The 26,122-nt window shown below is 43.1% G+C and carries 28 protein-coding genes; 13 read left to right on the forward strand and 15 right to left on the reverse strand.

All coding sequences use genetic code 11. From position 1 onward, the window contains the following. Nucleotides 1–79: 79 nt before the first annotated feature. The 13 genes from DYH63_RS20460 to DYH63_RS20520 form a co-directional block, all read right to left on the reverse strand. On the reverse strand, nt 80–2,338 hold the full coding sequence (locus DYH63_RS20460) for a M1 family metallopeptidase (protein ID WP_116790564.1): 2,259 nt from the start codon (nt 2,336–2,338) through the stop codon (nt 80–82). Between the two features lie 2 nt (nt 2,339–2,340). Then, entirely contained in the window at nt 2,341–2,844 is a 504-nt protein-coding gene (locus tag DYH63_RS20465; protein ID WP_116790565.1) for a DUF6702 family protein, read from the reverse strand. 129 nt (nt 2,845–2,973) lie between these two features. Then, entirely contained in the window at nt 2,974–3,555 is a 582-nt protein-coding gene (locus tag DYH63_RS20470; protein WP_116790566.1) for a MiaE family protein, read from the reverse strand. Between the two features lie 175 nt (nt 3,556–3,730). Further along, the gene (gene hutF / locus DYH63_RS20475) at nt 3,731–5,110 is read right to left on the reverse strand and encodes a formimidoylglutamate deiminase (protein ID WP_240409039.1); all 1,380 of its coding nucleotides are present in this window, start codon (nt 5,108–5,110) and stop codon (nt 3,731–3,733) included. Next, nucleotides 5,110–5,907: an N-formylglutamate amidohydrolase gene (locus tag DYH63_RS20480; protein ID WP_116790568.1), complete on the reverse strand. Its 798-nt coding sequence runs from the start codon at nt 5,905–5,907 to the stop codon at nt 5,110–5,112. The genes hutF and DYH63_RS20480 overlap by 1 nt, the downstream gene beginning before the upstream one ends. Nucleotides 5,908–6,092: 185 nt before the next feature. Further along, complete coding sequence (locus DYH63_RS20485; RefSeq protein ID WP_116790569.1) at nt 6,093–6,875, reverse strand: BamP family beta-assembly machinery protein; 783 nt, start codon at nt 6,873–6,875, stop codon at nt 6,093–6,095. Beyond that, nucleotides 6,865–7,647 (reverse strand): hypothetical protein, encoded by a 783-nt coding sequence (locus DYH63_RS20490; RefSeq protein ID WP_205528269.1) that lies wholly within the window; start codon nt 7,645–7,647, stop codon nt 6,865–6,867. Before DYH63_RS20490 ends, DYH63_RS20485 begins: the two co-directional genes overlap by 11 nt. Next, entirely contained in the window at nt 7,644–8,342 is a 699-nt protein-coding gene (locus DYH63_RS20495) for a hypothetical protein (RefSeq protein ID WP_116790570.1), read from the reverse strand. Before DYH63_RS20495 ends, DYH63_RS20490 begins: the two co-directional genes overlap by 4 nt. Next, nucleotides 8,332–9,066 carry a hypothetical protein gene (locus DYH63_RS20500; protein WP_116790571.1) on the reverse strand — a complete coding sequence of 245 codons (735 nt, stop codon included), beginning with the start codon at nt 9,064–9,066 and terminating at the stop codon, nt 8,332–8,334. The genes DYH63_RS20495 and DYH63_RS20500 overlap by 11 nt, the downstream gene beginning before the upstream one ends. Next, a complete protein-coding gene (locus DYH63_RS20505) occupies nt 9,056–9,787 on the reverse strand; it encodes a peptidase associated/transthyretin-like domain-containing protein (protein WP_162927113.1) in 732 nt (243 codons plus the stop codon). The genes DYH63_RS20500 and DYH63_RS20505 overlap by 11 nt, the downstream gene beginning before the upstream one ends. Further along, nucleotides 9,780–10,484, reverse strand: coding sequence for a peptidase associated/transthyretin-like domain-containing protein (locus tag DYH63_RS20510; RefSeq protein ID WP_116790573.1), 705 nt, complete (start codon nt 10,482–10,484; stop codon nt 9,780–9,782). Before DYH63_RS20510 ends, DYH63_RS20505 begins: the two co-directional genes overlap by 8 nt. Next, on the reverse strand, nt 10,481–11,221 hold the full coding sequence (locus DYH63_RS20515; protein WP_116790574.1) for a hypothetical protein: 741 nt from the start codon (nt 11,219–11,221) through the stop codon (nt 10,481–10,483). Before DYH63_RS20515 ends, DYH63_RS20510 begins: the two co-directional genes overlap by 4 nt. Then, nucleotides 11,211–11,945 (reverse strand): hypothetical protein, encoded by a 735-nt coding sequence (locus tag DYH63_RS20520; protein WP_162927114.1) that lies wholly within the window; start codon nt 11,943–11,945, stop codon nt 11,211–11,213. Before DYH63_RS20520 ends, DYH63_RS20515 begins: the two co-directional genes overlap by 11 nt. Before the next feature lie 78 nt (nt 11,946–12,023). Here DYH63_RS20520 and pepE point away from each other — a divergent pair, with 78 nt between their 5' ends. From pepE to DYH63_RS20570, 9 genes are all read left to right on the forward strand, one after another. Next, nucleotides 12,024–12,731: a dipeptidase PepE gene (pepE, locus tag DYH63_RS20525; protein WP_116790576.1), complete on the forward strand. Its 708-nt coding sequence runs from the start codon at nt 12,024–12,026 to the stop codon at nt 12,729–12,731. Between the two features lie 125 nt (nt 12,732–12,856). Further along, nucleotides 12,857–13,417 carry an RNA polymerase sigma factor gene (locus DYH63_RS20530; RefSeq protein ID WP_116790577.1) on the forward strand — a complete coding sequence of 187 codons (561 nt, stop codon included), beginning with the start codon at nt 12,857–12,859 and terminating at the stop codon, nt 13,415–13,417. Next, nucleotides 13,404–14,138, forward strand: a complete 735-nt coding sequence (locus DYH63_RS20535) for a hypothetical protein (protein ID WP_116790578.1) — start codon at nt 13,404–13,406, stop codon at nt 14,136–14,138. Before DYH63_RS20530 ends, DYH63_RS20535 begins: the two co-directional genes overlap by 14 nt. A 36-nt stretch (nt 14,139–14,174) precedes the next feature. Continuing rightward, a complete protein-coding gene (locus DYH63_RS20540) occupies nt 14,175–15,197 on the forward strand; it encodes a hypothetical protein (protein WP_116790579.1) in 1,023 nt (340 codons plus the stop codon). A gap of 133 nt (nt 15,198–15,330) precedes the next feature. Beyond that, entirely contained in the window at nt 15,331–16,251 is a 921-nt protein-coding gene (locus tag DYH63_RS20545; protein WP_162927115.1) for a cation diffusion facilitator family transporter, read from the forward strand. Between the two features lie 101 nt (nt 16,252–16,352). Continuing rightward, a complete protein-coding gene (locus DYH63_RS20550) occupies nt 16,353–16,841 on the forward strand; it encodes a hypothetical protein (protein WP_116790581.1) in 489 nt (162 codons plus the stop codon). Between the two features lie 280 nt (nt 16,842–17,121). Further along, nucleotides 17,122–18,288: a formate-dependent phosphoribosylglycinamide formyltransferase gene (gene purT, locus DYH63_RS20560; protein WP_116790583.1), complete on the forward strand. Its 1,167-nt coding sequence runs from the start codon at nt 17,122–17,124 to the stop codon at nt 18,286–18,288. A 105-nt stretch (nt 18,289–18,393) separates the two neighbouring features. Continuing rightward, complete coding sequence (locus DYH63_RS20565; RefSeq protein ID WP_116790584.1) at nt 18,394–18,879, forward strand: DUF4878 domain-containing protein; 486 nt, start codon at nt 18,394–18,396, stop codon at nt 18,877–18,879. Between the two features lie 38 nt (nt 18,880–18,917). After that, nucleotides 18,918–19,592 (forward strand): YiiX/YebB-like N1pC/P60 family cysteine hydrolase, encoded by a 675-nt coding sequence (locus tag DYH63_RS20570; RefSeq protein ID WP_116790585.1) that lies wholly within the window; start codon nt 18,918–18,920, stop codon nt 19,590–19,592. A 255-nt stretch (nt 19,593–19,847) separates the two neighbouring features. On the opposite strand, the gene DYH63_RS20575 is transcribed toward DYH63_RS20570, so the two are convergent. Further along, the gene (locus tag DYH63_RS20575; protein ID WP_116790586.1) at nt 19,848–21,488 is read right to left on the reverse strand and encodes a hypothetical protein; all 1,641 of its coding nucleotides are present in this window, start codon (nt 21,486–21,488) and stop codon (nt 19,848–19,850) included. Between the two features lie 156 nt (nt 21,489–21,644). Then, entirely contained in the window at nt 21,645–22,121 is a 477-nt protein-coding gene (locus tag DYH63_RS20580) for a TspO/MBR family protein (RefSeq protein WP_116790587.1), read from the reverse strand. A 215-nt stretch (nt 22,122–22,336) separates the two neighbouring features. Between DYH63_RS20580 and DYH63_RS20585 the strand changes: the two genes are divergently transcribed. The 4 genes from DYH63_RS20585 to DYH63_RS20600 all read left to right on the forward strand — a co-directional run bounded on the left by DYH63_RS20585 (nt 22,337) and on the right by DYH63_RS20600 (nt 26,116). Next, entirely contained in the window at nt 22,337–23,419 is a 1,083-nt protein-coding gene (locus tag DYH63_RS20585) for a diphosphomevalonate decarboxylase (RefSeq protein ID WP_116790588.1), read from the forward strand. Between the two features lie 71 nt (nt 23,420–23,490). After that, nucleotides 23,491–24,429, forward strand: a complete 939-nt coding sequence (locus tag DYH63_RS20590) for a mevalonate kinase family protein (protein WP_116790589.1) — start codon at nt 23,491–23,493, stop codon at nt 24,427–24,429. Between the two features lie 3 nt (nt 24,430–24,432). Beyond that, complete coding sequence (locus tag DYH63_RS20595; RefSeq protein ID WP_116790590.1) at nt 24,433–25,005, forward strand: hypothetical protein; 573 nt, start codon at nt 24,433–24,435, stop codon at nt 25,003–25,005. Nucleotides 25,006–25,165: 160 nt separating this feature from the next. Continuing rightward, a complete protein-coding gene (locus DYH63_RS20600) occupies nt 25,166–26,116 on the forward strand; it encodes a geranylgeranylglycerol-phosphate geranylgeranyltransferase (protein WP_116790591.1) in 951 nt (316 codons plus the stop codon). Nucleotides 26,117–26,122: the final 6 nt, after the last annotated feature.

The raw sequence follows: 26,122 nt of genomic DNA on the forward strand, positions 1-26,122 counted from the left end.
TATCATATGAAAAACAAAACCCTGTTGCCTGATTTAATAAAATGGCAACAGGGTTTTGTGTATTTTGGTAAAAACGTAGTTATTTCTTTTGTTCGAGCTGGTCAAATTTATTGCTGACAGCAGCACGCGGCCATACATTGTTAGTTACATCAATATCGGCAGTTTTTAATTTAGGGTCAATCGTTATTTTTTTAACCACTTTATCTGTAGCAAATACACGGCTAACCGACTGGTGGTTTTTGCGCCATATTTGCACAGGGAAGGTGTGCAGCTCTGTACTGCCATCTTCAAAGGTAAGCTCTGCAAGTATTGGCATTAGCATACCTCCCGGTTTATCAAAAGTTACTTCATAAAAGTATTTTGGCTGCTTTAACTTTGCTTTTTCTTCCGGGGTAAATTTCTCATCAAGGTATTCCTGAAGCAATTTTACATCGGTAGATTTTAATGGCTTTTTAAGGTCTTTGTTAAAGTCAGGGCCATCTGCTACCATGTAAAGAAACGGGCCTTTCTCCTGCCCGAAGCGGCCTTTTTGTATGCTCACATCCTTCACGTCTTTAGGCTGCTGCTCTGTAACGTAATATTGTTTTACATCGGCTATGGCAATGTCTACATAATCGGTGCTGTAAAACCATCCCCTCCAAAACCAGTCGAGGTCTACTGCTGAGGCATCTTCCATGGTACGGAAAAAATCTTCGGGTGTAGGGTGCTTAAATTTCCAACGGTTGGCGTATGTTTTAAAAGCATGGTCAAAAAGGTCGTGACCCATAATTACCTCGCGCAGTATATTAAGCCCCGCAGCAGGCTTGGCGTAGGCATTATTACCAAACTGGTGAATGCTTTCGCTGTTGGTCATTATAGGTTCCAGAAATTTCTGGTCACCACTCATATACGGAACAATCTTATCGGCAGGGCCACGGCGCGAGGGGTAATTTACCTCATATTCCTGTTCGGCTAAATACTCCATAAAGGTGTTAAGCCCCTCATCCATCCAGCTCCACTGGCGCTCATCAGAGTTAACGATCATAGGAAAAAAGTTGTGCCCCACCTCATGGATGATAACACTGGCATTGCCGTACTTTATCTGGTCGCTTACATAGCCGTTCTCATCCGGGCGGCCGTAGTTCCAGCATATCATAGGGTACTCCATGCCCTGATCTGCCGCAGAAACCGATATAGCCTTAGGGTAAGGATAATCAAAGGTGTACTTGCTGTAACTTTTTAAGGTATGTGCTACTATACGGGTACTGTTGTCGCCCCACATAGGGTTAGCCTCTTTAGGGTATAGCGAAAGCGCCATAACGGTTTTGCCGCCAAGCTGTACCGCCATACCATCATATATAAACTTGCGTGACGACGAAAAGCCAAAGTCGCGCACGTTAACGGCCTTAAACTTCCAGGTCTTCTTTTTGTCGCTAAAGCCTTTTTCGGTAGCTGTAGCTTCCTCTTGGGTAACAATAACTACGGGCTTATCAAAAGTTTTGGTAGCAAGCTCGTAGCGTTTTATCTGATCTGCAGTAAACAGGTCTTTGCGGTTTTGCAGTTCGCCGGTACCGTCTAAAACGTGGTCTGCCGGGGTGGTAATGTTTACGTCAAAATTGCCAAAAGGCAAGGCAAATTCTCCCGAACCCCAAAACTGCATATTCTGCCAGCCCTCTACATCATTATACACCGCCATACGCGGGTAAAACTGTGCTATAACATACAGGTTGTTACCGTCTTTATCAAAGTGCTCGTAACCGCTGCGGCCACCTACCACCTGGTAGTTGTTAATGTTATACCACCACTTAATGCTGAATGAAAGTTTTTCGCCATGCTTAAGCGGGGTTGGCAGGTCAATGCGCATCATGGTTTGGTTCACGGTGTACTGCATCGGCTTACCATTGGCATCTTTAACATAGTCGAGTTTAAAGCCACCGTCAAACTCCTGCTCCATAAACTCGCGGGCAAACCCATTTGCCTTGTAAGCAGGGTTTACCTTTTGGCGGTCAATGAGCTTAGAGGGGCTATCTGCCGCGTGCTGGTTCTGGTCCAGCTGTACCCAAAGGTATTCCAACGGGTCGGGCGAATTATTGGTATAAGTGATGGTCTCGGTACCATAAAGCTTGGTGTTTTTATCATCCAGCTCTATGTCCATTTTATAATCTGCCTGCTGTTGGTAATAGGCAGGCCCCGGTGCTCCCGATGCGGTACGGAACATATTGGGTGTAGCCAAAAGGTCGTACATCTGGCTGAACTTATTGTTATCGGTATGGCCCGGCTCACGTGGGGTAGCGGGTTTGTCTTGCGCAGTGGCAGCAAGGGCAGTAAGCAGCGATAGGCTGTAAATAACGTTTTTCATAATCAAAAAGTTATGGTGCCCGAAGGCGTATCGTAAGTAAGCAACAGGCTTTTTCGGTCTGTGCCTACTTTGGCATTTATCATGTTTTGTTGTGTACGGAACATTTCAAACAGCAGGGTGTTGCGTACTTCTATTGTTTCGATCTTTTTAGGGGCGGGTACGGTAAGGTAGCACACCAGCTGGTCGTCTTCTATTTCTTTAGCAAGAAAGGTAATAACAGCAGCTTTGCCGTTTATCTTCAGGCTCATTTTATCGGCCAAGTATTGTTTGATGGTCGCTGTAGTTTCGGGCAGTTCTTTGGGTGTGCCCAGGTAAAACTGTTTGCCGTATTTGGTGTCCAGCGTTTTTTCGAAGTCGTCTATAAAAATGCGGCCTGTTATCTGCAACTCCTTTTTCTTTGCAGCATATTCGATCTGGAATACGGACACGTAGTATTTGTGCACGCCTGCTGAGGTAAGCGTGGCTGCAATTAGTAGTAGTGTAAAGGTGCTGAATAGCTTTTTCATAGATGGCTAAAGTACAAACTTCATTGAAATTAAAGCGTATAGAGGTGTTGAATGTATCTAATAGCTATAGATATTTAGTTGCTCCGGGACTTTTACTTACTCCAAATGCAAGACGCATGCAATGCGTCTCTACCCATGCACCGCCCCACTCTTTCCGTAACTCTGGATCAATTCACCTTCAAACTCCAGCCATTCTGCCCAGCGTTTGTCTACGTTTACACCTTCGCCATATTTACGGGCAAAACCTAAAAACGTAGTATAGTGTGTAGCCTCAGATATCATAAGCTCGTGGTAAAACTTGGCCAGTTCTTTATCTTTTATATTTTGAGACAATACCCTGAAACGTTCGCAACTGCGGGCTTCGATCATGGCGGCAAACAGCATACGGTCTATAAAGGCCTCCATGCGGCTACAATTCTTTTTAGCAAACTTAGACAGTTGGCCTACATAGTCGTCCCTGCGTTCACGCCCTAACGTGTAACCACGCTTTTTGATAATTTCGACCACCATATTAAAATGTTCCATCTCCTCAACGGCAATCTCTGCCATTTTCTGAATCAGGTCTATATGCTCGGGATTATTCGTAATAATATATAGTGCGTTGGCTGCTGCTTTTTGTTCGCACCAGGCATGGTCAGTAAGAATTTCTTCGAGGTTCGATTCGGCAATATTGGCCCAGCGCGGGTCGGTCAAGAGTTTTAGTCCAAGCATAACAAATAAATTATTGTGGGTAAAAATAGGGAATTTATAGCCATTTTTACATCGGTTTTGTCATTCCGACGGTAGGAGAAATCTCAGATTAAGTGTAAGATTCTTCATTCCGCTGCGCTACATTCAGAATGACATACAGTGCGTTCTTACTCAGGTTGGGTGAATCCAATCTGTTTTACACCCTAGTTCCCAGTTCCTCCATCACCCTGACAAAATCAGTTACAATAGCATCCCTGTTTTGCAACACACCCTGTTTACTAATCCATTTACCCGAAACAATAGTGCCCAGTATATCGCTAACATCAGCCGCATATACAAAGGTGTTGCACAGGTTTTTTTCAGAAGCCGTTGCAATAAGTGGCGATGCAGCATTTATAACCACCGCATCAAACGGCTGGCCTTCGCTAAAGAATGTGCCATCAGTTGCACCCATAGCCCTGCGGCCTGCCTGCCACGCCATTTTTATGGCATTAAAGCCACTGTCTCCGCTATCAGGAGTAACAAAACTGGTACGCTTGTGCGAAATCAGTCGTTGGCCGTAATCAAGTATGCGCAGTTCTTCCAACGGGTTTAGTCCCACATGGCTGTCGGTACCAATGCTCCAGTTGCCACCGGCATTTTTATAGTCCTCAAAACGGAACAGCCCGTCGCCCAGGTTGCCCTCTGTACTGGGGCATAATACCACATGGGCACCGCTTTTCGCAATGCCGTTTACTTCGCTATCATCAAGGTGAGTGGCATGTACCAGATGATAGTTCGCATCAACCGGGCAGTTGTCTAACAACCATTGCACGGGGCGCTTGCCATGAAAAGCTACACAGTCTTCAATTTCTTTTAACTGTTCTGACACGTGTATGTGGAACGGCCTGCTGCCATCGAGCGCGTTGCAGACTGCAACTACATCTTCCGGCTTTACTGCCCGTAGCGAGTGTATACCGATGCCTACGTTAGCGTTATCAAAGGCCTTTGCTGCTTCTATGCTACTGTCAAGCAGTGTGTAATAATCTTTTATGGTGTGCGAAATAAAACGCTTTTGCCGCTCTACGGGTTCCTGCCCAAAACCGCCCTGCTGGTAAAACATCGGCACAAGCGTAATGCGGATTCCTGCCTTTTGTGCAGCGGCCATAAGGCGGGTACCCATTTCGGCAAGGTTAGGGTAGGGGCTGCCATCTTTATCGTGGTGCAGGTAATGAAATTCTGCCACCGCAGTATAACCGTGGCGTGCCATTTCGCTGTAGAGCATGGTAGCAACCGCTTCCATCTGATTTGGTGAAAGTGTAAGTGCCAGGCCATACATGGCATTTCGCCAGCTCCAGAAATCGTCCTGTGCTCCGGTGTTGGTATGCAGTTCTGCAAGCCCCGCCATAGCATACTGAAAGGCGTGCGAATGTGCATTTTGGAAACCCGGCAGTGCATAGCCGTTTATATATTCGCCTTCTGGCGTTTCAGTTTGTTTTATTGAGGTAATGTTACCCAAATCATCCAGAGATACAACAGCATTCGTTATCCAGCCGTTCTCGGTTAGCAGGCCTTTAAAAGTATAGGTAGCGCCCATTATGGTTGCAGGGTTTTAATCAGTTGGGTAAATACGGCTTTTAACACCTCGCGCATCTGCGCAGCATTTTGCTCGTTATATTCGGTTTCGCCGGCATCCATATAGTTGGTTTTTGCCATTTCAAGCTGTAAGGCGTGCACATCACTTTCGGGTTTGCCAAAGTAGCGTGTTATCTGCCCGCCCTTAAACGGCGTGTTGTGCTTAGCTTCATAACCGCTATCTTTAAGGATGTTCCACGCAGCATCAATAACGGCTGTAGAAGCCGATTTGCCATCGTTATCACCCAGGATTAGTTGCGGGAAAGCTTCCTCTTGTATGCCCGGTACCACACGGCGAATGGAATGCGCATCAAACAACAGCACTGTTCCAAATTCCTGTTTTGTGTTTTCTATGAGTTCTTCCAGTTTTTCATGGTACGGAATGTAATATTTCTGTACGCGTTCTGCTATTTCTACCTCATCGGGTGCCGCCTGTTTATAAAGTGGCTCGCCGTTAAAGTTAGTAGATGGTACAAGCCCTGTAATTACACGACCGTCGTTATACAGCGGCTTACTTTCGGGGTCGCGGTTAAGGTCTACCACCCAGCGGCAATAGTTGGCCTTGATCAGGGTAATACCCATTGCAGGTGCAAAGTCGTACAGGCGGTCAATAAACCAGTCGGCATCATCGGGGCGTTCTGCTATTTCGGGTTTTAGGCGTGATGCTATTTCCGGCGGAAAGTAGGTGCCGGAATGTGGGGAGCTTATGATAATGGGCACTTTTGGCACCGTAGGCAATGTTATATCGTAAATTTCCATAAAGGGATCTGGTTTTTTGCTTTATAACAAAGATAAGGTTTTCGGGATATAAAACCGGTATCAGTCATTGCGGAGAGAAACGACGAATCAATCTTATTGTTGCAACTTAGTACAATTATTAGTCTGATTTTGAGATTCCTCCTATCGTCGGAATGACAGTATGCTTCGGTATTCGCTCACGATAATTACTGCTTCTCCTTTAGATAAGCTTCCGCCTGCGTTACAAGATAATCGGTTAGTTCAAATTCTTTTTTAGGTTCCAGCAGGGGGCGGGTTTCAATGCCTTTATCGCAATACACCAGGAACTTTCCTATCTCATCATGCGGAATGTGCAGTGTCTCTGTAAAAAAGTAATAGGTGAAACGGCCACTTACCACATCATTAAATGTTTTGGTGTTTTTACTGTCGTATATTTCGCCTTTACTGTTTGCCTTCTTCTTTTTCTTAAAGATCATTTTGCCAATGGCTATAAAATCTACACCCTGTAGCTGGCTCTCCGTTACGGGGAGTGCACCGTTAACGGGCTGTTTACTTATTGGGTAGGTGTATTTCAGGTCGCGCTCGCTGGCGTGAGGGTTTAGTGCTACCACCTTTTTCTTTTTAGCATCATAACCAAGGTCACCAGTAAGGGGAGTGATAATTACCTCTTCAAGGTTGATGACGTTAGTATCCATCTTAAGGTTAAGTGGGTTTTCTTTTAACTGGTTTTCTTTCAGCACAAGATATTGCGACCTAAAGGTAATGCTGTTAAAAAACAGCGTATCGCCCTGTCGGGCATAAATGGTAAAATATCCGTTTACATCGGTCACGGCATTAATGTGCGATGAAAGGTTTTGCACCGACACATCATTTACCTGTAGCGAATCGGCAATAATATGCCCGCGCAGTATTTCGCGTGGTTTTTTTTGCTGGGCCAGCCCAATAAAGGGAACCAATAGTAGTATGAGGTAAAATATTTTAGTTTTCATGGGTTGCAGGTTGTATGTCAGCAGGTGGTTCGGGGTTTTCTTTTTGAAGGGCCAGGTATTTCTCGGCCAATAGCATTAAACGCAGGCGTACCATGTCGTTATTTTTTGCGCGTAATGCCTCGGCACATTCAGGGTCTTCTACAGCATAAAATATAAAGCCGTTTACCAAGTCTTCCGGAATGTGCAGTTTTGCGGTTATCTGCTCGGGTGTATAAATGTTGTTCAGCTTATCAATGTTAAACTCCTTGCGTTCTGTAGCCAGGTTTTTCTTAAGCATTTTAGTCCGCCCGCTAATGGCATTAATTATGGGGTCCAACGGAAAAGAAATACCTCCCATAAGCAGGAACATGAATGATGGCTTAAACTCGCTTGCAGTCTTAAGGCGGCGTTCTGCCACAGTAAGCTGTTTTTGGCCTTTAGGTACGAGCCCAAGCGATTCCGGACTTATTTTATTAATAACTACCTCTTTTAGGTCGGTGCCTTTAGGCTCTACTTCCAGCAGGTAAGGCTTTTGGTTGAATGATGACTCGCTTAGTTCAAACTCCCGCACCTCTATTATCTTACCGTAAATAACAATGCGGTCGCCTGCGCGGGCGGGCAGGGTAAAATCGCCATAAGCGCTGGTTTTTGTTTCTGCACCCGTGTATTTGTTTATGACAAAAACATTAGGCACTACGGCATCACCTGCAATAACACGGCCCTGCAACGGCTTGCGCTGTTGCGCGAAAGCTGCTGTAACGGTAAGTAAAAACAAAAGTACATAGTGTTTCATCGTTCCTGTTGCAGTTTCATGTATTCATCTGCCAGTTCTATAAGCAGCAGTTTTATTTCATATTTGTTAGTATGTACCACATTAGCTACGCGTTTATCTTCTACAACATAAAACAGAAACCCTCTTGCCATTTCCTCCGGAATACCAAATGCTTTAAGTTCGCTGTCATTTACTATAGCCTCAATTTCATTAACAAGGTCTTCTTTGTGCATAGCATCTGTAGCCATGCGAAATACCCAAAGTCTGCCCATAAGTGCATTCATTAAATACTCCAGCCCTTCTCCGCCGCTGTTGCGCATATAGGCGCGTTCTCTTTCGGTCACTATTTTTTGCCCTTTTGGAACAAGCCCAAGCGACTCAGGGTTTATATGGTTGATAACAACTTCGTGCAAGTTGGTGGTTTTGGGTTCAGCTTCTAAAACATACGGATGCTGTGTAAATGATGCTTCGCCCAGTACAAACTCGCGTGTTTCTACATTACTGCCATATATTACAATGCGGTCACCCGCTTTAGATTCAAGCTGAAACCTGCCGCTGCCATCTGTTTTTATTTCGGCGCCGGTACGTTTATTAATAACAAAAATGCCTGTAACTATAGCTTCACCGGCAATTACTTTACCGTCTAATGTTTTCTTTTCCTGCGCTTCGGCTACCGAGGCAATAATAAGCAATAGCAGCCAGAAGTTACATTTCATCTTCTATAAGCTTTATATAGTCTGATGCAAGGTTTGTTAATAATGATTTCAACCGCTTTTTGTTGTTACATTTTATAAACGTGCGGCAGTCAGTATCTTCGCATGCATAGGTTATAAAACCGTCTACATAATCTATAGGTATCCCAAAGTTTGCATTGATTTCTTTTGGTGTGTATATTGCTTTAAGATTATCTGCGGCCTGTATTTTTTCAGATGTCCTTGTATTTTCTTTTATGGTTCTGCTTTTGCCGTTAAGCCGGTTAATTAAACCGTCGCCGGATAGTTCAAGTCCCTGATTTTTTCTTACAACACGGTTAGCTCTTTCTCTTCTTTCGGCAACCGAATATTCTTTTTGGCCTGCCTCTATCAACCCAAGTTTTTCTGCATCCAGTTTTTTGCGTTCAACTATTACTTCGTCAAGTTCACCGGCTTTTGGTTCTACTTCAAGCACATAGGGTTGCGTTGCGAAGGATTTGTCAGAAAGTACAAAATCGTGTACTTCGGTTCGGTCGCTATACACGGTAAGGCGCTCACCTGGTTTTGCTTCAATGGTAAAAAGCCCGTTTTCAGACGTTTTTGTTTCGGTACCGGTATGCTTGTTAATAACAAAAATACCAGATGCCGGTACATTGCCCACGATTACCTTACCATTTAATGTTTTTTTATTCTGTGCTAAAGTTATTGTTGTAAAGAGCAACAGAAATATTATTAGCCTACTTTTCATCTTCAATAGCCTTTAAGTATTGCGGAGCGAGGCTTTGTAGTTGCGGTTTTACCAGCTTACGGCTGTTAGATTGTATTGCGTCAAAACAATCAGCATCTTCAATTACATAGTAGAGAAACCCCTCTACATAATCTGCAGGAATGGCAAATAAATCTGTAATTTCTTCGGGTGTGTACAAAATGCGCAGCTTATCAAGTGCACCCATTTTTTCTTCGGTCTTTATATTTTGCTTTATTATCCTGCTGCGCCCGTTAAGCTTATTGCTAAACGCGTCTATAGACAGGTTTAGTCCTTGGTTAGCAGTTACAGTACGGTTGGCGCGTTTTCTGCGTTGCGCTACGGTATATTGTTTTTGCCCCTGTTCTACAAGCCCCATGGCCTCAGGGTCTAACCTGCCGCCTTCTACCACAACTTCTTTCAGTTCGTTGGCCTTAAGTTCTACTTCTAATATATATGGCTGTTCTTCAAAAGATTTATCAGACAGCGAAAATTCCCGCACCTCAACGCGGTCGCTGTATACTGTCAGCCGGTCTCCGGCACGGGCATCAATGGTAAACAAGCCGTTTTCGCCCGATTTGGTTTCTTTACCCGTATCTTTATTAATTACAAAAATACCCGGCAGTGGAGCATCCGGGGTTATAACTTTTCCCTGAAAAGCATGCCTTCTTTGGGCAAATACAGAGAGGGAACAAAATAACAGGAGGTATAAAAGCTTATTCATTGCTGGTTTGTAGTTTTTTATATTTATCGGCATTCTCCATAAGCAGGAGCTTTACCAAAGCATCATTTTTAGATTTTATAGCATCGGCTACCCGTGGGTCTTCTATGGCGTAGAATAAAAATCCGCGTGCCAGTTCCGGCTCTACGCCCAGGCCCGCCAGTTCATCATTGGTAAACAACCCGTCGATGCTTTCCATCAGGGCTTCCTTACGTTCTGTTTCTACCGCTTTTTTTAGCATGGCCATGCGCCCGCTTAGCAGGTTTATAAGCTGGTCCAGCCCCATGCCGCTGCGTGCAGTTTTCAGCCTGCGCTCTGCCGGGGTATATACTTTCTGGCCTTTGGGTACCAGCCCTCGTTTGGCGGCACTAATGTCGGTTATTACAACTTCATCCAGTTCGGTGGCTTTTGGGTCGACTTCCAGGGTATAAGGTGTTTGGCTAAAAGCATTTTCATTAACAGCAAACTCACGGGTTTCTACACCTGTGCTATATATGGCCAGCTTATCGCCAATGCGTGCCGGGATGCTAAAACTTCCGTCGGTGCCAGATTTTACTTCGGCACCTGTAGCCTTGTTAATTACAAATACACCCATTGCGGGGTTGCCGCCTGCTACAACGCGGCCTGCAAGAGCGCGACGTTCCTGGCTAAAACCCAGCAGGCTGATAAATAATGACAGTATGGTAAGGAGTGGTTTCATTCGGCCTGCAATTTAGTGTATTTATCTGCGAGTTCTACCAGCAATAACCTTACCATTTCGGTATTTCCGGCCTTCACGGAATCAGCAAGGCGGATATCTTCTACGATATAAAAAATAAAACCGCGCGCAGTTTGTGCCGGGAGGCCAAAGCTTACCAGCTCATCATCGGTAAAGAGGTTGTTTATCTGTTCAGCCATTAGCTGTTGGCGCTCAATCTGTAGTTCTTTGCGCACACGTTGGGTACGTCCGTTTATGGCATTAATAAGCGGATCGAGCGGCATAGAACCTCCCAGTAGGCCAAGCAGCATTGTGGGTTTAAATTCGCCGGTAGTGTAGAGCTTGCGCTCCATTTGTGTGTTTTTCTTTTGGTTTTTAGGCACCAGCCCCAGCGATTCAGACGTTATGCCTGTTACGACCACCTCATCAAGATCGGTTCCTATGAGGTCTATTTCTATGGTATAGGGGTTTTGGCTGAATGAATCTGCAGTAATGGCAAATTCGCGTACCTGGGTGGTATTGCTGTAAGCAGTAATACGGTCGCCAATTTTTGCCGGGATTGTAAAGGCACCGTCTGAGGCCGATTTTACTTCAGTCCCCGTATTTTTGTTGATGATAAATATGTTTTGTGCCGGGTTGCCTGCGGCAATAACACGGCCTTGCAGGTTTTTACGCTCCTGCGTGTAGCCCCTTACGGTAACGGTTAAAAATAATAGTATGGCGAGCCATTTATTTATCATTGATTAATTGCGTCCGGTATTTATCAGCCATCCCTGCCATCAGGAACCTTGCCATCTCCGTGTTCTTTTCAGCAACGGCTTTTGCAAAGTATTTATTTTCTACAACATAAAAAATAAAGCCCTGAACGTAGTCTAATGGTATTTTTAGCTTAGAAATAATGTCTTCCTCACTATAAAGATAGGCAATTTTTTGCATCAGGGTTTCCTTTTTCTCGGTTTCTGCAGCCTGTTTTAGTATAGCAGTACGTCCGCTAAAGGCATTAATCAGCGGGTCCAGCCCCAGCGGATTCATCCTGAATGTACTTGCTGTAGCCAGTTTACGTTCTGCCGGGGTGTATTTCTTTTGTCCGACAGGTACCAGGCCTAAAGATTCAGAATTTATGTGGCTATAGTCTACAATTATAAGTTCGCTAAGCTCGTGCTGTAATGGCGCCAGTGGCACCAGCAGCAGGCCGTTAAGGTCTTCTGCTTTTAGCACAACGTTTTTTGCGGTAAACTGTACCGCCGAAAATATAAGTGTATCGTTAGCGCCTGCATAGATTGTAAAGTAGCCGCCACGCCCGGTGGTAACAGATTTTTCTGTTGTTTTATTGATGACGTAAATACCGTCAAGGCTGTCAAAGTCAGATACCACTTTACCATTTAGCGTACAGCGGTCTTGTGCCACAGCTACAGCGGTAAAACTTAAAAAAAAGGCTATAAAACTTTTAAACAGCATATTCATATCAGTCATTGTATTGCGGTAATTAAGGCAGGCATTAAAAACTTTGTAACTTTACCTTTTATTACATTAGTTAAACGGATGAAAAAATTAATTATTGCCAGCACCTCTACACTACACGGAGGCAGTTATTTAGAGTACTTATTGCCAGCGCTGCAACAGCACTTTTCCGGTTGCGGATCGCTTATATTTATACCTTATGCACGGCCGGGTGGTATGAGCCACGACGATTATACCGCACGCGCAGCAGCATTTTTTACAAAATTAAATATTACAGTTAAAGGAATACACGAATTTGAAGATCCTGCGGCGGCGTTAACCGACGCTCAAGCCGTGTTTACCGGAGGCGGCAATACCTTCCTGCTGGTTTCTCAGCTTTATAAGAACGGTGTAATGACGGCTTTGCAGGATGCTATAAGCAGAGGTGTGCCGTATCTGGGCAGTAGCGCGGGCAGTAACATTTGCGGGCTTACCATGCAAACTACTAACGATATGCCCATCATTTATCCGCCGAGTTTCCGTACGCTGGGGGCGGTACCGTTTAACCTGAACCCGCACTACCTCGACCCGCAGGAGGGAAGCACCCATATGGGCGAAACCCGCGAAACCCGTATTAAAGAGTTTCACCAGTTTAATACCCAGCCGGTATTAGGGCTTAGGGAAGGTAGCTGGCTGGACGTTAGTGGCAACACAGTACTGCTTAAAGGCGATTTACCGGCGCGGTTATTCCGCCACGGCAAAGAACCGGAAGAGCTTGAAGCCGGTACAGATATCAGTTGGCTAAAATAATTTAAATTTTATTTATTTGTAATTCAGTTAATTGTAAAATAATTTCATTTTTTTTAAATCTTCATGCAACCCTTTTTTAAGTGTGAGCGTCTTACCCTATATACAACCAATTTAATAAACGAGTTTTGAAAGTAATTGCCTTACATCGCGACGAAAAAGAGCTGATAAGCCAGGCCGCCGAAAACAACCGGCACGCCCAGCAGCAGATCTACACTAAGCATTCGCCAAAGATGCTGGGTATTTGCAGGCAGTATATTAAAGACCTGCACCTGGCAGAAGATGTAATGATAACAGCTTTTATGAAGGTGTTTGGAAGCCTGAAAAATTTTGAGCACAAAGGCAGTTTTGAAGGATGGATTCGCCGGATAATGGTAAACGAGTGCATAAGCTATCTTAGGGTTCAGAAAAAAACAGGGTATTTAGAAGATGAGTTTTATGTGGAAGATACCCACAATAATATAGAAAGCGGGCTGAGTGTAGATGACATTCAGAGTCTTATAGACAGCCTGCCGGATGGCTACAAAATGGTGTTTAACCTGTACTGTATAGAAGGGTACAAGCACCAGGAAATAGCACAAATGCTTGGGATAAGCGAAGGTACAAGCAAAAGCCAGCTGAGCCACGCCAGGAAGATGTTGCAGGAGCAGATTAACAAACAAAAGAATTACGTAAATGGAACCGAATAAAATAGAACAGGAATTTAAGCAGCAGCTGGAGCAGCGCAGCATAGCACCATCGCCTATGGCGTGGGACAGGCTGGATGCCATGCTTACTGTAGCCGAACAAAAGGCGGCGCCTAAAAAAAAGGCAAATCTTGGTTGGATGTATATGGCTGCCTGTTTCCTGGTGTTGCTAAGCGGTGGAATGTTCTTCTTTAATAAGGAAACCAAACCACAGGGCACTGTAAACGGTAACAGTGTTGTAGAAAAAAGCACTCAGGCTACGCAAACTGAAACGCAGCCTACTCAAATAATACCGGTTGCATCACAACAAAGCCAGATTGCAGAAACGGTTAAGAGTGTAAAACCTGCCAAAAAAGTAAAAAATACAGTAAACGAGCAAAAATTCTTCCCGTTACCTGATCAAAAAATGCAGGAAGCAGTAGCACAAACTACTGTAAAAGAAGAAAGCCCTGTTGTAGAGCCGGTATCGTCTAAAATAAAAGTAGATGCCAATGCCCTGCTGGCAAGTGTAGAACATAATGCTTCAAAAAATAATGTTGCTCAAAACATTCCTGCCGTAACCAGGCCAAACATAAAGCGTTCTAAAATAGAAGTTAATGCAAACACCCTGCTTACATCGGTAGAAGGCGAACTTGACCAGAGTTTTAGGGGTAAGGTTATTAATTCTCTTCAAAAAAACTACAATACCGTAAAAACGGCTGTTGCCACGCGCAACCTTCAATAGAAACATCATCAATTACATAAATTTAAATCAAAGAACATGAAAACTATTACTTTTTATGTAGTGGCACTGCTATGCCTTGTTGCTACCAAAATGAATGCACAATCTTTCTCTGACAGGGCCGGAGATATATCTAATAACATTGAGAGGATAACAAAGCGTCAAAAAGATTCGCTTAAGATAGAAGTAGATGCTGTAAACCTGCAACTTGAAAAAAATGAAATAACTGCCGCTGAGGCAGATGCCCGTAAAAAAGAATATGCAGAAAAAAGAGCTAAAAATATTGAAGACCAGGTAAGTGTGGAGGAGCAAAAACTGGCCGATCTTGTAAAAGATAAAGTTGACGGTAATATTAAAGACAGTACCCAAAAAATAACCATAAGATGGGGTGGCAACAGAAAGAACATTAAAAAAGATGTTTTAAAATACCGCCGTACCACATCACAGTTTGTATACGCCATAGGGGTTAACCGCGCGCTGACCGATGGTAAGGCTGACGACAGCTACAAATGGCGTTCAGATTTTTATGAAGTAGGCGTTAGCTGGAATACCCGCCTGGCAAAAAACAACAACCTGCTGCATGCTAAATACGGACTTTCTTTACAATATAATAACCTGCGTGCCGCCGATGATAAAATATTTGCAGTAGACGGTAACAAAACCATACTGGTTGATGCCGGAAGGAATATAGATGTTGCCCGCCTGCGCTATGTAAACCTGGTAGTGCCTGCACACCTAGAGTTTGACTTTACCAAAAAGAAAACAGAAGGCGATAAAACATACTTTCCTACGCACAAAAGTTTCAGGGTAGGGCTTGGTGGTTATGCCGGTGTAAACGTAAAAGAAAAACAAATTGTAAAATATACCAATGCCGATGGCAATGATGTAAAAGACAAGACCAAAGGCGATTACAACGTGAGCGACTTTGTATATGGTGTAAGTGCTTATGTGAGCTATGGAGAAATAGGCCTTTATGCAAAATATGATTTGCAGCCTATTTTTGCAAATAACGATATTGACCAGAATAATTTAAGTCTTGGCATAAGATTTGATTTCAATTAATAGTTAAGGGTTAGTTTTGTACTTTGAAAAGGTGTCCTCAGGTGAGTGGGGGACACCTTTTTTCGTTTTAATATATCGTTAAGCCGCAGCAACGAATTTTGAATTTTCGTAATTTTGGGCGAAAATTATAATAATGTCCCATAGCCATTCGCACAGCCACGGCCACGACCATTCGCATCATGTATCTGCCAAAAATATAAAGGCTGCTTTTTTCCTGAACCTTGGGTTTACGGTTCTCGAAATTATAGGTGGTTTTTATGTAAATAGCGTCTCTATACTTTCGGATGCGCTGCACGATATGGGCGACAGTCTTTCGCTTGGACTATCCTGGTACCTTCACAACAAATCAAAACAGGGGGCAGATGCAAAGTTTACCTTTGGCTACAGCCGTTTCAGTTTGTTAGGCGCACTTATAAATAGTGTCATACTAATGGTAGGTTCGTGCTTTGTAATATACGAGGCTGTAAATCGCTTTATCCACCCCGAACCTGCCGATGCGCAGGGTATGCTGTATTTTGCCATATTGGGCATTGCAGTAAACGGCTATGCTGCTTACAGGCTAATGGGAGGCACGTCTATGAACGAGCGCGTGGTAAGCTGGCACCTTATAGAAGATGTTTTGGGTTGGGTTGCCGTGTTTATCGTGTCTATAGTTATGATGTTTACCGATGCCCCGTGGCTCGATCCGGTATTGTCGCTGGGTATAACGCTCTTTATACTGTATAATGTTATAGGCCGCTTAAAGGAGACCTTAATTATTCTACTGCAGGGTTCTCCCGCTGATATTGATGCCGAAGAAATTAAGAATGAAATACTGCAAATACCGAATGTTACAGGCATGCACCATGTAAACATCTGGTCGCTGGAAGGTGAGCACCATGTTTATACAGCACATATAAAAACCAGAGGCATAGATACCTTTGCTGAGGTTATAGCCATAAAGCGAAGCGTAAAGGACATCCTGAAAAAACATCCGTTTACGTACTACACCATAGAGATAGAAATGGAAGACGAGGCTTGCGAATTCCAACCACATCTGCACGATAATGATTAAGACTTGATAGGACATTTAGTGTAGGTCTATTTTTTTCCGATACTTATGGCCTGAAAATTGCCTGCTATGTATCAGGAAAAACTTTTTTCTATCTTTACGTTATGGAAACCAACAAAAAAGGTGCTGTTTATGCGCTTGCCCTCGGCCTGCCCGCAGGGCTCATTTGCTGTTCGTTATTTCTTTCCCTTGCTAATTATTTTCCGTTTAGCCTGTTGCTTAAGGTAAGCAGTTTCCGGGTGTTTTGGCATCCGGCATCATGGGTAGCGGTAGTTGCCGTACTTGGCGCATCATTATGGTACTGTGGGCTACACATACCAAAATGGCTACAAAAGCATGATGTACTGCGCACCAGCTTTATATTTACCCTGCGTGTTAATATCCGTTTACTTGTAGGAATGGTGGTCATTTATTTTGGCGGAATAGGCTTCAGGATGTTTACCGGGCATAAGCCTTTGCTTGCAGCCATACCTTATGGCATCATGGCAATTGCGGGATTACTGGCTTTGGGTACGCTGATTGCTACCATAACAATAAGCCTTGCCATAGTGCAGCTTACTAAAAACAAGCTTAAAATTACGCCGGGAGTGTAACTACTCTGTATCCCTTCCGTGAAACGCTGTGTGGTGTGCGACATATATCAATATTTAAAGTAGCACTTTTAGCTCGAGAGCCCAAAGCTGTGGCGGAGCAGTTTCCATAATGCTCTGTGTTCTTACACCCAAGGTGTCAAACTCTTTTCTCAGGGAAACTCCGGGTGTCTTTGGGAAACTCTGCGGTACAAGTACAAAATCCAAAAAATATATAAGGCTCAAAATATCCTTCCAACTTTGTAACTTTGCACCACTATAACTAACAACATACAACAACACAATGCAAAAAAAGATAGTACTACTGGGTTCTGGCGAGCTGGGCAAAGAATTTGTAATTGCCGCGCAGCGCCTGGGCCAAACCGTTATTGCCGTAGATAGCTATGAAAATGCACCTGCCATGCAGGTAGCCCATGGTTTTGAGGTAATAAACATGCTAGACGGCGCTGCCCTTGATGCCGTTATAGCCAAACATAATCCTGATTTTATTGTACCTGAAATAGAGGCAATACGTACCGAGCGTTTTTATGATTACGAAAAACAAGGTATTAATGTAGTGCCAAGCGCTAAGGCGGCAAACTTTACAATGAACCGTAAGGCCATACGCGATCTTGCTGCGAAAGACCTTGGCCTGCGCACCGCAAACTACCGTTACGCAACATCGGCAACTGAGTTAGAGCTGGCGGTTGCAGCTGTAGGTATGCCCTGCGTGGTAAAACCTTTGATGTCATCTTCAGGCAAGGGGCAGAGTACTATAAAAACAGGCAGCGATATAGAAAAAGCATGGAACTATGCTGTAGAAGGCAGCCGTGGCGATGTGGTTGAGGTAATTGTAGAAGCTTTTGTAAACTTTAACAGCGAAATTACCCTGCTAACCGTAACCCAAAATAATAACCCTACGCTTTTTTGCGCGCCTATAGGCCACAGGCAGGAGCGTGGCGACTATCAGGAAAGCTGGCAGCCTGCCCATGTAAGCGATAAAGACATTGCCGAAGCACAGGATATGGCGCGTAAGGTTACCGAAGCCCTGGGTGGTGCAGGCCTTTTTGGGGTAGAGTTTTTCCTTACGGATGAGGGTGTGTATTTTAGTGAGCTTTCTCCGCGTCCGCACGATACGGGTATGGTAACCCTTGCCGGTACGCAAAACTTTAGTGAGTTTGAGCTGCACCTGCGTGCAATATTAAGCCTTCCTATAGCTGAAATTACGTTAGAAAAAGCCGGGGCAAGTGCCGTTATTCTGGCATCGGGCACGGGTACACCTGTATTTACCGGCGTTGAAGATATAGCTGCTTTACCTAAAACAGATTTCAGGTTATTTGGTAAGCCTACCACAAGGCCGTATCGCCGTATGGGTGTGGCGCTGGTAAGTGATACGCTTAATACTCCAATAGAAGACATTATTGAAAATGCCAAGGCCGCAGCGGCACTGGTTACGGTTTCAGAAAAATAAAAGTTATTAAATCCCTAATGATGGGGATGCAAAATAATCGCCTAAAAAATTGTTATCTAACAACAAAAAACTATTTTTACAGAGAATTTAACAACCTTAAAGTATATGAAAAAGATTATTGCAGTTTTTGCATTCCTTGCACTTGCTATGGTAGTATCATGCAGCGGCGGTAATGGCCCTGAAGATGTTGCTAAGAAATTTCTTGATGCCACTAATACCGGCGAATTTGGCGAGGCTAAAAAATATGCCGACGAAAAAACAGGCCAGATGCTGGGTATGGTAGAAGGAATGATGCCACCGGACAAAAAAGCGGAAATGAAAAAGAAAGCCCCAACGGTTGAAATTATTTCATCTGAAGAGCAGGATTCAATTGCTACGGTAAAATATAAACTTAAAGGTGAAGGCCAGGGAGACGAAGAAAAAACGTTGTCTCTTAAGAAAGAAAAAGGTGACTGGAAAGTAACCATCAATAAAGAAGATAAAAACAAAGAAGGTGCACCGGGCGCTGTACCGCCACCACCGGCTCCTACAGAAGCTACTGACACTATTACTGCTCCGGTAGCAGATACTGCTGTAGCTCCGGCTCAGTAAGCATACACTTTTTTCTAAAATATATAAAACCACTGCCTATGAAAAAGACATTCTTGATCCTGGCAGTGGTTTTTTGTTTGGGTTTCAGTTCTTATAAAACCTTTTTTTATTTTGACCGGCAGGCTGAGATAGAAGCAGTTGAGACAAATAAAGCAGTAACACGCCTTACGCTGCATGATCTTAAAAGCATTCGCGAAGGCGATTTTATACTACGCCGTGGCTTTGGCTTTTTTAGCGATTATGTAGCAAATTCACTCAATCCTTCTAAACAAATTGATGTAACCCATGCGGGTGTTATTGTAAAACGGAATGGCAACTGGTGTGTAATACACTCGCTATCATCTGATGTTACTGATATTGATGGTGTGCAGCTACAAACACTGGATGCGTTTTTAAGCTATTCTGTCCCGGGAAAAATTATAGTCGTGCGAACGAAAGACAGCGATATAGCCTTTGGCCAAAAGGTTGCTGCGCAGGCAGAAGTGTATCTTAAAATGCAGGTCCCGTTTGACCATAGTGGGGTAATAGATAACGATGAGAAGTTATTTTGTACCGAGATGATATGGAAGATACTCGAAAAAGATTTGCATCGGGTAAAATTACCTACAGGCTATGAAGCGCGTAAAAAGTTTTTCTACAGTATGGGGTCTATGTACAATACTGATTATTTTGATATTATTATCAACCAGTATAGCGGTGCTGATTTAAAATAGTACAGCCATAAAAAAATAAACACCCGGTAAGCGATGCGCCTGCCGGGTGTTTTTTTATCAAATAACTTGAGTTCGATTTAAGCGAATCATAAGATATTTAACCTCTAAATTTATACCTACAAGGTCTTGAAGACCTTGCAGGAATCCTAAATAATTCAATCTGTGCTAACCTGCAAGGTTTTTTTTAACCTTGTAGGTTTTGAAAAGAAAAATAACACCTTAACTCGAACTCGCGTTAAGTAGATTGAATGAGGTTTATTTACCTCCCAGTTTCAGGTTATCAAATTTAGAAACGTCTATCAGCTCTTCGGTTTCGGCATCATAAGATATATATATACTATCGCCCGCCATGGTTACCGGCAACTCATTACTTATTTGCGATGAACCCGTAAATATTTTTGGCGAACCTGCAACGGTAAAATAGTAGAAGCTGTTACCGTTCTTAATGTCGCTCTGTATGCGGGTTACCACCGTTTTTAATTCGGTGCTTTTAGTAACAGAATTTGAACTTAGCCTGTTGCCAGCCATGTTAAATACGGTTTTATAAGCCATCAGTGTTTCGCGCATGGTGTTGCCTACACCTACAATGGTATAATCGCCTATAGCAACCATAGCATACATTTTTACCAGTCCGCCACCGTCTTTAAGTGTCATTACATAAGTAGGTATGTTGTTAATGCTATACGGTATGGGCAAAGATGCATTGTAGTCTTTCTCCTGTACCTTGCCCTCAGCACTGCGCTGTGCGGCATATTCGGTAGCGCCGCTTTGCTTATAAAAAGTAGCTTCTTTGGTACGGGTGTCAACTAGCATAAAGCCCACGGCAGACTCTTCCTTACCTACAGATGATACACCGGTGTACCAGTATGAACGGTTATCCTGTCCGTAAACAAGTGTAAGGGTTTCTGTAATCATTAGTTTGTCTTCGTTACTAAAGTTAAAGTAACCGTGTACATATTCACCCCAGTCGGATAATTGATCTTCAATAAATTCTATTGGCTGCATACGGTCTATCCATGCCGGCACTTCATTACTGGTATATTCTTTAATATCGCCGGTTTGGGCATCTACGGTCACTATCCCTACGGCATCGTTACCTGAAAAGCCTATTTTTTTACGGTATTTTGTAACAACCCAGTATGGTTTACCTTCTTCGTCTATTTCAAAGTTATAATCGGCAAGGCCGGTCGAGGCGTAGCCGTTAAAGTACAAGTGGCGTTCTACCTGGCTGCCAAAAAATGCACCCGGCTGAAATTTTATCTTCAGGTCTTTACCGTTAAGGGTTTGTACCAGCCTTACATCGCGCTCGTTAGTGGCAGATACCATTACGTAACCTTCTGTTCCCGCGGTATTGTTAAGCCATTTAAAAAAGCCCGAGTGCTGTAGTGGTGCTACCCAGTAAAGTTCGTTATTAACCTTTTGGATAAAAAATTCCCCAAGCTCAGATTTACTTCCCAGCGCAGGGTCGCTACCCAGTATTTTTTCGCCAAGCAGGGTTGCCAGTGGCTCATCTACCACACGTATCTTATCCAGCGAAATAGGAGCGATGTGCTTAGAAATTTCTGTGCCATTGTGCACTTTGCCTATCATGTTGCGGTACGCTTCATTACGGAATAGTGGCAGGCTGGTAAAAACAGGTCCAAGTATTGCATAAGCTATTACTAAAATAATTGCAGGAATAAGAATTCGATGCGCTTTTATAAAAGTAAACTTAAACTTTGGTGCTGCTGCCGTGCCTTTATTCTCTGCCCGTATGGTAAGTATCAGGGCAAGGATTAAAAGAACAATAAGCATAATAGGGAACTCTATAAACCCGAAGTTGATAACGGGCCTGCCCACATAGAAAAACAAAAAGGCTACTATAGCCAGAACAATCACAACAAGTGTCTTTTTCATCGAATACATTGATTAGTTATCTATGATACGCTGAAAAATGCAGAATGTTACAATTGCCGGATTAAGATTGCAATAATTTGTAATGAAACAGGGATATTGTGACTTATGCTGCTGTGAGGTAGCATAAGGATAATTTAAAATTAAGAATTTAAAATATTAGCGATTAAGGTACCATATACTTGCGTTGAGTGCCAGCGCATATGTAACCCAAAGGATATACGGAATAAAAAGCCATCCGGCTATTTTATTCACTTTACGAAACAGAAACCACGTTTCATAAATCATCAGCCAGAGCAATACAATTTCTATCAGTGCCAGCATCGGGTTCTTTAACCCGAAGAACAGATAGCTCCACAGCATATTTAGCGCAAGCTGTATAGCAAAAAAGGTAAGCCCCTTACGGGCTTCTTCGCGCTGCATTTCTATACAGCTCCAAACAAGGCCTGCCGCAATACCCATCATGATGTACAACGCACCCCATGCTATAGGGAAAGCCTCATTAGGCGGCGTGAACGATGGCTTGTTAAGGGTAGGGTACCAGGTGTCTACACTGGTTTGTGTTACCTGCCCTGATATATAGCCCAGTGTCATGGTGGTAACTACCATTACCATTATTTTTGTAATACGGTTCATAAGGTGCATTGTTTGGAACAGCAAATTTAAGTAATGTTTTAGCCATCAATTACACCAATTAACACCAATTTTTAGAGAAGTATAAGATTTAGCGATTTTGTGGATTTCTGCCGAATTTATTGCAAGGCTACACGGTTGGTCACTGCCGAACTTTCAACTTTACAACTTTATAAATTTTCTAACTTAAATCCTATCTTTGCACAAAACAAAAACACATGGCATCCGTACAGGATTTTATACCACAACCCTATACCGAAACTACAGATAAAGGCAGCTTTACATGGAGCGCCCCCAGCAATATAGCCTTAGTGAAATACTGGGGTAAAAAGGCGAACCAGATACCGGCCAACCCAAGCATCAGCTTTACGCTAAGCGATTGTAAAACCATAACTACACTTTCTTTTGAAAAAAAGAAAAGCACCGGTGGCTTTTCATTCGACCTGCTTTTTGAAGGCCAGCCAAAAGAGAGCTTTCGCCCTAAGATCGAAAAATTCTTTGAGCGTGTGGTGCAGTACCTGCCGTTTTTAGAGGAATATCATTTTATTATCGATACCCAGAACACTTTTCCGCACAGTAGTGGTATTGCATCTTCGGCATCGGGTATGGCGGCACTTGCTATTAACCTTATGAGCCTTGAACGTTTGTTAAAACCTGACATGACGGATGACTATTTTTACCAAAAAGCGTCGTTTCTGGCAAGGCTAGGGTCGGGTAGTGCGTGCCGTAGCGTAAAAGGCAGTGTGGTAATATGGGGCAACCATGAAACAACTGATAATAGTACAGATCTTTATGGTATACCATATGCTGAAGTGCACGATGTATTTAAAACCTATCAGGATACTATTTTACTGGTAGACAAAGGCGAAAAGCAGGTGAGTAGTACTGTAGGCCACGACTTGATGCACGGACACCCATTTGCACAGCAGCGTTTTGCCCAGGCACACGAAAATCTTACAGCTATAAAGCGGGCATTAGCAACGGGTGATGTAGATACTTTCATCAAGATAACAGAGAGCGAAGCCCTTACGCTGCACGCTATGATGATGACCAGTCTTCCATATTTTATACTGATGAAGCCCAATACGTTAGAGATTATTAATAAGATATGGCAATACCGTGCAGAAACCGGTGTGCCGGTGTGTTTTACGCTCGATGCCGGTGCTAACGTACACGTGCTGTATCCCGAAAACGTTGCGAGTAAAGTTTTGGCATTTATTAAGGCAGAATTGCTTGGCTATTGCCAAAACAACCAGTACATTTGCGACAAAATTGGCACTGGGGTTGTTTTTGTTGGCTAAACATTTGTTAATAAGAACTAAGCAGCTAATTTTTACGTACCTTTACTCATAATACAGATCAACAGGCAACCATGAAAGGACCGTTATTTTACTCGAAAATATTGCTTTTTGGAGAACATGGCATAAACAAAGGCTCTAAAGGTCTGGCTATACCATATAATTTTTATAACGGCGGCCTTAAGGTAGATGATACCGAGACCGAAGTGGCTAAGAAAAGTAATGCCGGCCTTCGCGGTTTTTTGGGGCATCTTGAACAGCTGCAGGCAGAAGAGCCGGAGCTTGTAACTTTTGATCTTGCCACGCTAAAACTTAATGTAGAGGCGGGTATGTATTTTGACAGCAGCATACCGCAAGGTTACGGCATAGGAAGCAGCGGCGCGTTAGTTGCAGCTATTTATGACCAGTATGCTAATGATAAAATTACGGTGCTTGAAAACCTTACGCAGGAAAAACTCCTGAAGCTTAAAAAGATCTTTAGCCGTATGGAAAGTTACTTCCACGGTACGAGTTCAGGGTTAGACCCGCTTAACAGCTACCTGAGCCTTCCTATACTTATTAATTCTCACGACAGCATAGAGGCAACGGGCATCCCGATGCAAAACCTTGAAGGTAAAGGAGCTATTTTCCTTTTAGATTCAGGTATTGTAAAAGAAACAGCCCCTATGGTGCAAATATTCATGGAAAGCCTTAAAGATAAAGGCTTCCGTGCAATGATAAAAAACCAGTTCCTTAAATATACCGATGCTTCTATCGAAAGCTTTTTGCACGGCGATGTTAAGGCGCTTTTTTCTAATACCAAAAAACTTTCTAAGGTTGTGTATAACAACTTTAAGCCCATGATACCGGAGCAGTTTCACGAGCTTTGGCAAAAAGGCATAGAAAGTAATGATTATTACCTTAAACTTTGCGGATCTGGTGGTGGTGGCTATATCCTGGGCTTTGCTCCGGATATTGACAGGGCTAAAGAAGCACTGAGCGGACACAAAGTTGAGGTAGTCTACCAGTTTTAAACTATGGAAAACGGAATTACCGGCGTACTAAAGATGTTCTTTGAGGCGCTGTTCATTGGCCTGGCTATACTTATGCCTGTTGCCGCATTTATCAAAACTTCAAACCTGAAATTTTTACAGGCAAAAGATTTATTTATTCTGCAAGGTGTACAGGCACTTCGTATTATGGGTGTTTTTTATGCCATGCTACATATTCCTGATGTGTATAGTGTGTACTTTGCGAGTTCAGAGTTATCTAATGGCAGTAGTGTAGGTATCAGCTTTCCGGTATCCTACCAGTTGTTTCTGTTCTATCCGCCGTTAGCTTATCTTATCCTTACACAATTGTTATGGATAAAGAAGCTGTATATTAAGAAAACAGCCTTAATTACATTTTGCTTTCTATTGTTGGTTTTTCCTACCAAGAATTTTGTTGCGATAGTTTCTGCATTACAAGGGCAAGACCCAACATCTGCTTTATCCATTTACAATGCTAACTTTTTTGCCCGTGTTGGCTTGAGTATTGTAATATCATTCTTTACCGCGTTTGCCCTTATGGTACTTAGTGGTAAACTAAAGAATGTGGTGGAGAAGTAAGTTAGTGTGGACTCAAGATTCAGATACTTTACTTTTTAGATACAAGCTTCCGTGAGGAAGCTTTTTTTATGCAGAATAAAATTTTAAGCCCATTTCCTTTTATCTTTACAGGCTGTGGCAATAAACCTGTTGCATTTTAGTTAAAAATAAGAAACAATCTATGGCATCAAGAAAGGCAAAACTGGTTCTGATGAAAATCTTCAGCCTGTTTTCGGTAGTACGTGGCTATAACATTCCTGTTATAGTGCTGGCGCAGTACCTTTCTGCCATCTTTATATTAGATAAAGAACGCCGTTCCCTGGATGTTATACTTGACCTTAACCTGTTTTTTATTGTGCTGGCTTCATCACTTACCATAGCATCGGGTTACATTATCAATAATTTTTACGATGCCCAGAAAGACCTTATTAACCGGCCTAAAAAATCGATGTTAGACAGGCTTGTGAGCCAGGGTACAAAGTTGCAGGTGTATTTTGGGCTTAATTTTATTGTAGTGTTACTGGCATGGCTGGTTTCATGGCGGGCAGTATTGTTTTTTGCAGCCTACATTTTTCTTATTTGGTTTTACAGTCATAAGCTAAAACGCTATCCGCTTATTGGTAACCTAACGGCAGCACTACTGGCAGTATTACCTTTCTTTGGCATATTAATGTATGTAAGTAAGTTTAATAATAACCTTTATTATGATGCGCAGCAGTTAGGGACAATATTTGCACATGCTACCTTTCTTTACCTCCTTATATTAGTGCGCGAACTTATAAAAGACCTTGAAAACCTTGCCGGCGACCTGGTTGCTAACTATCGTACTATACCAGTAATGCTTGGCGAACGTAGGGCCAAAATAATTATTGCTGCACTTATAGCGCTTACTGTAATTCCGGTTTACCTGCTTATAGAAGTATATGATGTAGGGTATATGGATATTTACTTCTACGCCGGTATGCTGGTTATAATCTACTTTTTGTATCGCTTGTGGGATGCCAATGGTAAAACCGATTATTCACTGCTGCACAATTTGCTTAAAGGCCTTATTGTGGCGGGTATCTTTAGTATTGTGCTTATAGACCCCGAAGTACTGGTGCACGGCAGGGAACTACTTGTTGAGGTATAGTTTTTT

Source organism: Flavobacterium psychrotrophum (assembly GCF_003403075.1).
Taxonomy (GTDB): Bacteria; Bacteroidota; Bacteroidia; order Flavobacteriales; family Flavobacteriaceae; genus Flavobacterium; species Flavobacterium psychrotrophum.

What these genes read in the sequence shown, in the direction of transcription:
- DYH63_RS20460 (WP_116790564.1), bottom strand. Translation starts at nt 2,338, where the DNA reads ATGAAAAACGTTATTTACAGCCTATCGCTGCTTACTGCCCTTGCTGCC.
- DYH63_RS20465 (WP_116790565.1), bottom strand. Translation starts at nt 2,844, where the DNA reads ATGAAAAAGCTATTCAGCACCTTTACACTACTACTAATTGCAGCCACG.
- DYH63_RS20470 (WP_116790566.1), bottom strand. Translation starts at nt 3,555, where the DNA reads ATGCTTGGACTAAAACTCTTGACCGACCCGCGCTGGGCCAATATTGCC.
- hutF (WP_240409039.1), bottom strand. Translation starts at nt 5,110, where the DNA reads ATGGGCGCTACCTATACTTTTAAAGGCCTGCTAACCGAGAACGGCTGG.
- DYH63_RS20480 (WP_116790568.1), bottom strand. Translation starts at nt 5,907, where the DNA reads ATGGAAATTTACGATATAACATTGCCTACGGTGCCAAAAGTGCCCATT.
- DYH63_RS20485 (WP_116790569.1), bottom strand. Translation starts at nt 6,875, where the DNA reads ATGAAAACTAAAATATTTTACCTCATACTACTATTGGTTCCCTTTATT.
- DYH63_RS20490 (WP_205528269.1), bottom strand. Translation starts at nt 7,647, where the DNA reads ATGAAACACTATGTACTTTTGTTTTTACTTACCGTTACAGCAGCTTTC.
- DYH63_RS20495 (WP_116790570.1), bottom strand. Translation starts at nt 8,342, where the DNA reads ATGAAATGTAACTTCTGGCTGCTATTGCTTATTATTGCCTCGGTAGCC.
- DYH63_RS20500 (WP_116790571.1), bottom strand. Translation starts at nt 9,066, where the DNA reads ATGAAAAGTAGGCTAATAATATTTCTGTTGCTCTTTACAACAATAACT.
- DYH63_RS20505 (WP_162927113.1), bottom strand. Translation starts at nt 9,787, where the DNA reads ATGAATAAGCTTTTATACCTCCTGTTATTTTGTTCCCTCTCTGTATTT.
- DYH63_RS20510 (WP_116790573.1), bottom strand. Translation starts at nt 10,484, where the DNA reads ATGAAACCACTCCTTACCATACTGTCATTATTTATCAGCCTGCTGGGT.
- DYH63_RS20515 (WP_116790574.1), bottom strand. Translation starts at nt 11,221, where the DNA reads ATGATAAATAAATGGCTCGCCATACTATTATTTTTAACCGTTACCGTA.
- DYH63_RS20520 (WP_162927114.1), bottom strand. Translation starts at nt 11,945, where the DNA reads ATGAATATGCTGTTTAAAAGTTTTATAGCCTTTTTTTTAAGTTTTACC.
- pepE (WP_116790576.1), top strand. Translation starts at nt 12,024, where the DNA reads ATGAAAAAATTAATTATTGCCAGCACCTCTACACTACACGGAGGCAGT.
- DYH63_RS20535 (WP_116790578.1), top strand. Translation starts at nt 13,404, where the DNA reads ATGGAACCGAATAAAATAGAACAGGAATTTAAGCAGCAGCTGGAGCAG.
- DYH63_RS20540 (WP_116790579.1), top strand. Translation starts at nt 14,175, where the DNA reads ATGAAAACTATTACTTTTTATGTAGTGGCACTGCTATGCCTTGTTGCT.
- DYH63_RS20545 (WP_162927115.1), top strand. Translation starts at nt 15,331, where the DNA reads ATGTCCCATAGCCATTCGCACAGCCACGGCCACGACCATTCGCATCAT.
- DYH63_RS20550 (WP_116790581.1), top strand. Translation starts at nt 16,353, where the DNA reads ATGGAAACCAACAAAAAAGGTGCTGTTTATGCGCTTGCCCTCGGCCTG.
- purT (WP_116790583.1), top strand. Translation starts at nt 17,122, where the DNA reads ATGCAAAAAAAGATAGTACTACTGGGTTCTGGCGAGCTGGGCAAAGAA.
- DYH63_RS20565 (WP_116790584.1), top strand. Translation starts at nt 18,394, where the DNA reads ATGAAAAAGATTATTGCAGTTTTTGCATTCCTTGCACTTGCTATGGTA.
- DYH63_RS20570 (WP_116790585.1), top strand. Translation starts at nt 18,918, where the DNA reads ATGAAAAAGACATTCTTGATCCTGGCAGTGGTTTTTTGTTTGGGTTTC.
- DYH63_RS20575 (WP_116790586.1), bottom strand. Translation starts at nt 21,488, where the DNA reads ATGAAAAAGACACTTGTTGTGATTGTTCTGGCTATAGTAGCCTTTTTG.
- DYH63_RS20580 (WP_116790587.1), bottom strand. Translation starts at nt 22,121, where the DNA reads ATGAACCGTATTACAAAAATAATGGTAATGGTAGTTACCACCATGACA.
- DYH63_RS20585 (WP_116790588.1), top strand. Translation starts at nt 22,337, where the DNA reads ATGGCATCCGTACAGGATTTTATACCACAACCCTATACCGAAACTACA.
- DYH63_RS20590 (WP_116790589.1), top strand. Translation starts at nt 23,491, where the DNA reads ATGAAAGGACCGTTATTTTACTCGAAAATATTGCTTTTTGGAGAACAT.
- DYH63_RS20595 (WP_116790590.1), top strand. Translation starts at nt 24,433, where the DNA reads ATGGAAAACGGAATTACCGGCGTACTAAAGATGTTCTTTGAGGCGCTG.
- DYH63_RS20600 (WP_116790591.1), top strand. Translation starts at nt 25,166, where the DNA reads ATGGCATCAAGAAAGGCAAAACTGGTTCTGATGAAAATCTTCAGCCTG.